Consider the following 6163-nt stretch of genomic DNA (forward strand, 5'->3'; position numbering starts at 1 on the left):
ACAGCGCGGCAATACCCGGATACGGCGTCGTGCTACTCAAACCCACGCAGGCCCACACGATCAGCGCCAGCCCGGCCCACCCGGTGATCGCGGCGGCACGCGGCGGCAGGCGCCGCCAGCGGACAACCGTGAGGGCCACCAGCCCACCGACCGCCAACTGCCACGCCCGGGTCGGCAGCGAAAAAAACGCCACCGCGGGCGCCACATACGTCGCTACGAACGACAGCGCAAACGACACCGCCGCGACCAACGCGAGAGCCACCACGTAGGGACCCGGTGCGGCGGGCGCCTCGGCCTTGCTGCGCCGGCGCACCCGCCGGACCAACCATGCCGTGCCGATGATCAACGCCGGCCACACCAGGTAGAACTGCTCCTCGACGCCCAACGACCAGTAGTGCTGAAACGGCGATGGCGGTACGTGGTCGGCGAAGTAGTCGACGCCTCGCAGAACGAATCGATAGTTGCCGACATACAGCGCACTGGCGATGCCGTCGCCGATGACGATCCGGACCTGCAACGCCGGTAACAGCACGACTGAGCCCAGCATGGTGATGACGCCGACCAGGGCCGACGCCGGCAGCAACCGGCGGGCGCGCGCTCCGTAGAAGCGACGCAGCCCGACCGTGCCGGAGGCGTTCACCTCGCGCCACAAACCCCCGGTGATCAAAAAGCCGGAGATGACGAAAAACACGTCCACACCGACAAATCCGCCGCCCACTCCCGGCACCTCGGCGTGAAACAGCACCACCGCCAGCACCGCGACCGCGCGCAACCCCTCGATGTCCCGACGAAATCCCGCCCGCGATGAGCCCTGTTGCACCGCTGCGGTGCTGCCGACGGCGGTCGGACGCAAGGCCACCTACTTAGTGCAAGGGACATCTGGCTGTGAGTCGTGGCATTATCACACACGCGTTCAACAAAACTCTTGTGAGAGACCGCGTTGGCGGAGAGGATCGTGCGGTGAACTTCAACGACAGACTCGTCATGCTGGCCGACGCGCTGCCGGGCCAAAACCGGATCAGGGCCGTGCAGCGGGCCCTCGACGGCAGGGTAAACCCGGTCTACCTGGAGATCGGCGTTTCCAAAGGTCAGGCGTTCCGGCGCGTGGGCGCCGACGAGAAGATCGCCGTCGACCCGGCGTTCAAACTATCCGAGCGCACCCGCAGGATGGCCAACATCAAGGCGCGCGCAACGCACTACTTCGAGACAACCAGCGATGCCTTCTTCACAGATCAGGCGGACTTCCTCGCCGCGCGCCCCATCGACGTCGCCCTGATCGACGGACTTCACACCTACGAGCAGGTGGTGCGCGACGTCGAAAACACCGTCCGCTATTTGAAGGAGGACGGCGTCATCTTCCTGCACGACTGCAACCCCGCGCTCGAACTGATCGGCCGTCGGGCGGAAACCTGGGCTGACTTTGTCGCGCAGCAGAAAGGGCCGCTGGTGATCGGCATCTGGAGCGGTGATGTCTGGAAGTCGATCGTCTATCTGCGCAGCCAGCGGCCCGACCTGCGGGTCGCGGTACTCAACTGCGACATGGGCGTCGGGGTCGTCCGAAAAGGCACTCCGGAATCACGACTGGCCTACTCGGCAGCCCAGGTCGATGCGCTCACCTACGCCGATCTCAAGGCCGACCGAAAGCGCTTGCTGAACCTCAAATCGCCCCGGTATCTCGACGAATTTCTCACCACGGGCGTCGCTTCGAAGTAAGGGCCCGCGAATGAAATTCGTGCTGGCAAGCTGGGGCAGTCGCGGCGATGTCGAGCCCAACCTGGCGGTCGGCCGCGAACTGGTCCACCGCGGGCACGACGTGCGCATGGCGGTACCGCCCGACCTGGTCGGCTTCACCGAGGCGGCTGGAGTTGCGGCGGTCGGCTTCGGCCCGGCGGCGCAGTCGATCCTGGACTCGCATCGCGAGTTCTGGACGTGCTTCTTCAGCCGCCCCTGGCGGGTCCGGACCCTGATCCGATCACGGCTCGACATTGCGGGCCCGCTGCTCCGGGGTTGGCACGAGATGAGCACCACGCTGATAGCGCTGGCGGATGGGGCCGACCTGATATTCACCGGCATCAATTTCGAGGACGCCGCCGCCAATGTCGCGGAGTATCACGACATTCCGTTGGCGACGCTGCACTACTTCCCGCTGCGGCCCAACGGCCAGACCCTGCGATTCCTGCCGGCGCCATTGGCCCGCTCGGCGGTGACGGCGTTCTGGTGGGTGACGTGGCGTGGCATGAAGAAGGCCGAGGACGCCCAGCGCCGTGAACTGGGCCTACCCCGGGCAAAAGGCCCTGCACCGCGACGGATCACCGATCGCGGCGCACTGGAGATCCAGGCCTATGACGAGGCGTGCTTTCCCGGCCTGGCCGGCGAATGGGCGAAATGGGAGGCCCAGCGGCCCTTCGTCGGCACCCTGACGCTCGGGCTGGGGACGGATGACGACGCGGAGGTCGCGTCGTGGATCGCCGCGGGAACTCCCCCGATTTACTTCGGGTTCGGCAGCATCCCGGTCGAATCTCCCGCCGACACGATCGCGATGATCGCGGCGGCCTGCACGCGGTTAGGCGAGCGGGCCTTGGTCGGCGCCGCCGGCACCGACTTCAGCGACGTCCCTGATTTCGAGCACGTCAAGGTGGTGGGCAACCTCAATTTCAGGACCGTCTTCCCTGCCTGCCGCGCGCTCGTCCACCACGGCGGCTCGAGCACCACACCGATCGCCATGCGCGCGGGCGTCCCCCAGCTGATCCTGTTCTGGGACCTCGTCCACGCGGTCTACGGAGCTGCGGTCAAGCGGCTGAAGGTGGGCACTGCCCGGCGTTTTTCTACCGCGACCGAGGAGTCGCTGATCGCGGATCTGCGCCGGATTCTGGCCCCGGAATATGTCGCCCAGGCTCGCGAGCTCGCCAGCCGGATCACCGAACCCGCCACAAGCGCGGCGGCCGCCGCCGACCTGCTGGAAGATTTCGCCCGCGTGTCGGCCGACCGGCCCTGACCGGCCCCGACCGGCCCCGACCGGCCCCGACCGGCCCTAGGGCCATTTCTCCGAATACCTGGATTGTTCCTCCAGCTCTCCAGTATGGTTTGGAACTTGTTCCACTCATGTGTAACTATGCGGCCTTTGGATTGAGCTACCCGCTGCCCGTTCCACGGTCGTGCCCAACGGTCGGCGGCTTTCCAGGCCGCGGCGCCTGAACGGCCAAGCGACAACCAAAACTGCCGAGAGGACAGCCCCTTGACCATCGAGACACCCATTCGGGGACGTGAAGCACGGGGGGCCAACGAAGGGTTTGCGATCGTCGGCTATGCGCTGCGCGTTCCGGGTGCTGCCGACGCAGAACAATTCTGGAATGTACTGCGAGACGGCCGCGATGCGATATCGGAGGTGCCGCAAGACCGCTGGGATGTCGATGAGTACTACGACCCGGATCCGGACGCACCCGGCAAGATCGTCAGCCGCCGCGCCGGCTTCATTGACGACGTAACGGGATTCGACGCACCCTTCTTCGGGCTGTCGAAGCGGGAAACGATGTTGATCGACCCGCAGCACCGGCTGCTGCTGGAGACGTCGTGGCAGGCGGTGGAGCATTCCGGCACCGCGCCGTCAGCTCTGGCGAACACCAAGACCGGCGTGTTCATGGGTCTGGGCACCCACGACTATCTGGGGTTGATCTCGGAGCAGCTGAGTCCCGCCGAAATCGAGGCCTACGTGGCGATCGGGACGTCGTCGGCGGCGGGGGCGGGCCGGATCAGCTACGGGCTGGGGCTGCAGGGCCCGGCCGTGTCCGTCGATACGGCGTGCAGCTCGTCGCTGGTGGCCGTCCACCAGGCCTGCCAGGCACTGCTCCTGGGCGAGTGCGACCTCGCGCTGGCCGGCGGCGTGAACGTCATGCTCAGCGCCAAGACCGCGATGACCTTCTCGCACGCGCACATGCTGGCCCCGGACGGCAAGTGCAAAACCTTCGACGCGACCGCGGACGGCTACGTGCGCGGCGAGGGCTGCGGTGTCATTGTCGTCAAACGCCTGCAGGACGCGCTCCGCGACGGCGACCGGATCCGGGCCGTGATCCGCGGCAGCGCGATCAACCAGGACGGCGCATCAGGCGGTTTGACGGTGCCCAACGGCGTCGCCCAGCAACGCGTCATCGCCGAAGCACTGGAGCGCGCGGGCGTCGCGGCCGGCGATGTCGGCTACCTCGAGGCACACGGAACCGGGACGTCGCTGGGTGACCCGATCGAAGTCCAGGCCGCCGGCGCGGCATTGGGTAAGGGCCGTGACGCCGACCGGCCGCTGTTGATCGGTTCGGTGAAAACGAACATCGGGCACCTGGAGGCCGCCGCCGGCATCGCGGGTCTGATCAAGGTTGTCCTGTCGCTCGAGCACGAGGTGCTGCCCAAGCACTTGAACTTCACCAACCCGTCACCGCACATTCCGTGGGACCGGCTTGCGGTGCGGGTGGTGGACGAGGCCCAGCCCTGGACGCGCGACGGCCGGCCCCGTATCGCCGGGGTCAGTTCGTTCGGGTTTTCCGGGACCAACGCGCACGTCATCGTCGAGGAGGCGCCCGTCGAGGTGGGCCAGGCCCCGGCGCCGCCCGACGACGACAGACGGTTCAGCCTGCTGCCGCTGTCGGCTCGTAGCCCGGCCGCCCTGGTGGACGTGGCAAAGGGATACCGCGACTGGCTCGCCGCCCACCCCGAGGCGTCGCTGGCCGATCTCTGCTTTACCGCCGGAGCCGGACGATCACACTTCGAGCACCGGGCTGCGTTGGTGGTCAACTCGACCCAATCCGCGGGCGAGCTGCTCCGCGCGCTGGCCGAGGATCGCCCGGCAACGGGTTTGCTGCGCGCAGAGTGCGCCGACAAGCCCAGGACGGCATGGTTGTTCCCCGGCCAGGGCAGCCAGTACGCCGGCATGGCGCGCGAGCTGTTCGAGACCGAGCCGGTGTTCGCCGACACGATGACCCGGTGCGCGGCGGCAGTGCACGACGTGCTGGCCAAGCCTTTGCTGGACGTCATCTTCGATCCCGACGGTGACGACACTCTGCGGCAGACCAGCTACGCCCAGCCCGCCCTTTTCGCGGTGGAGATGGGTCTGGCCCGGCTCTGGCAGTCGTGGGGCTTCGAACCGGACGTGGTGATCGGCCACAGCGTCGGCCAATACACCGCGGCCTGCGTCGCGGGGGTGTTCAGCCTGGAGGACGGCGCCCTGCTGCTGGCCGAGCGCGGCCGGTTGTTCGGCAGCCTGCCCGACGGCGGCCGGATGGTCGCGGTGTTCGCCGACGCCGAGCGGGTAGAAAGTGTGACGGACCATTTTCCGAGTCTGTCGGTGGCCGCTTACAACGGCGCCAACACCGTGTTGTCGGGACCGACGCAGGACCTGGACCAGGCGGTGGCCGGGTTGGAAGCCGACGGTCTGCGCTGCGACTGGCTGGACACCAGCCACGCCTTCCATTCCGCACTGTTGGACACCGTGCTCGACGACTTCGAGTCGTACGCGAATCGCTTCGAGTTCGCCTCGCCGCAAAGGACATTGGTCTGCAACCGCACCGGCGCTGCGCTGGGCAGGACCGCGAAGCTGGACGGCGCCTACTGGCGCCACCACGCGCGGCGGCCGGTCGAATTCGCCAAAAGCGTGCACACACTGGCCGACCTGCACTGCACGATGCTGCTCGAGGTCGGCCCGCAACCGGTGCTCAGCGCGGCGGCGCTGCGGGCCTGGCCTGACCCGGCAACCGCGCCCCGGGCGATCCCGTCGTTGCGCAAGAACAAGGCCGACCACCGCCAGATCACCGAAGCCCTCGCCAACGCCTATATCGTCGGCCATCTGCCCGACTTCGGCGCACTCCAGCGGTACCCGGCGGGCACACTCGACCTGCCCACCTATCCGTTTCAGCATCGCCCGTACTGGTTCCGCGAGAAGCGGGTCCGGCCCACCCAGAGCTTCGACGAAACCCAGGCCATGCGGACCGAGACGGTCCGGCTCCTCGAGGACGGCCAGATCGAGGAGCTCGTCGCGCTACTCGACGGCGGCAGCGGTAATCCGCAGGCCGTCGATCTGCTGACACAGGTTGCCGCGCAACACAACCGACAGCGCAAGGCACAGTCGATCACCGACTCTCGCTACGAGATTCGCTGGGAAAAATACGCCTCGGCAGCGGCT

4 protein-coding genes are annotated in these 6163 nt (G+C 67.4%); 3 read left to right on the top strand and 1 reads right to left on the bottom strand.

Annotation, left to right across the window (positions count from 1 at the left end):
* A partial coding sequence (locus AC2VOU_RS15525; RefSeq protein WP_486958180.1) for an acyltransferase family protein occupies positions 1-853 on the bottom strand: 853 nt, incomplete at its 3' end.
* 131 nt (positions 854-984) lie between these two features.
* Here AC2VOU_RS15525 and AC2VOU_RS15530 point away from each other — a divergent pair.
* From AC2VOU_RS15530 to AC2VOU_RS15540, 3 genes are all read left to right on the top strand, one after another.
* Positions 985-1713 (top strand): class I SAM-dependent methyltransferase, encoded by a 729-nt coding sequence (locus AC2VOU_RS15530; RefSeq protein WP_486958178.1) that lies wholly within the window; start codon positions 985-987, stop codon positions 1711-1713.
* 10 nt (positions 1714-1723) lie between these two features.
* Complete coding sequence (locus AC2VOU_RS15535) at positions 1724-2995, top strand: glycosyltransferase (RefSeq protein ID WP_486958179.1); 1272 nt, start codon at positions 1724-1726, stop codon at positions 2993-2995.
* 258 nt (positions 2996-3253) lie between these two features.
* The coding region (locus AC2VOU_RS15540; protein ID WP_486958181.1) for a type I polyketide synthase at positions 3254-6163 on the top strand (2910 nt) is incomplete at its 3' end.

The sequence above is a fragment of the Mycobacterium sp. TH-M25 genome (assembly GCF_057473665.1).

What these genes read in the sequence shown, in the direction of transcription:
- AC2VOU_RS15530 (WP_486958178.1), top strand. Translation starts at nt 985, where the DNA reads ATGCTGGCCGACGCGCTGCCGGGCCAAAACCGGATCAGGGCCGTGCAG.
- AC2VOU_RS15535 (WP_486958179.1), top strand. Translation starts at nt 1,724, where the DNA reads ATGAAATTCGTGCTGGCAAGCTGGGGCAGTCGCGGCGATGTCGAGCCC.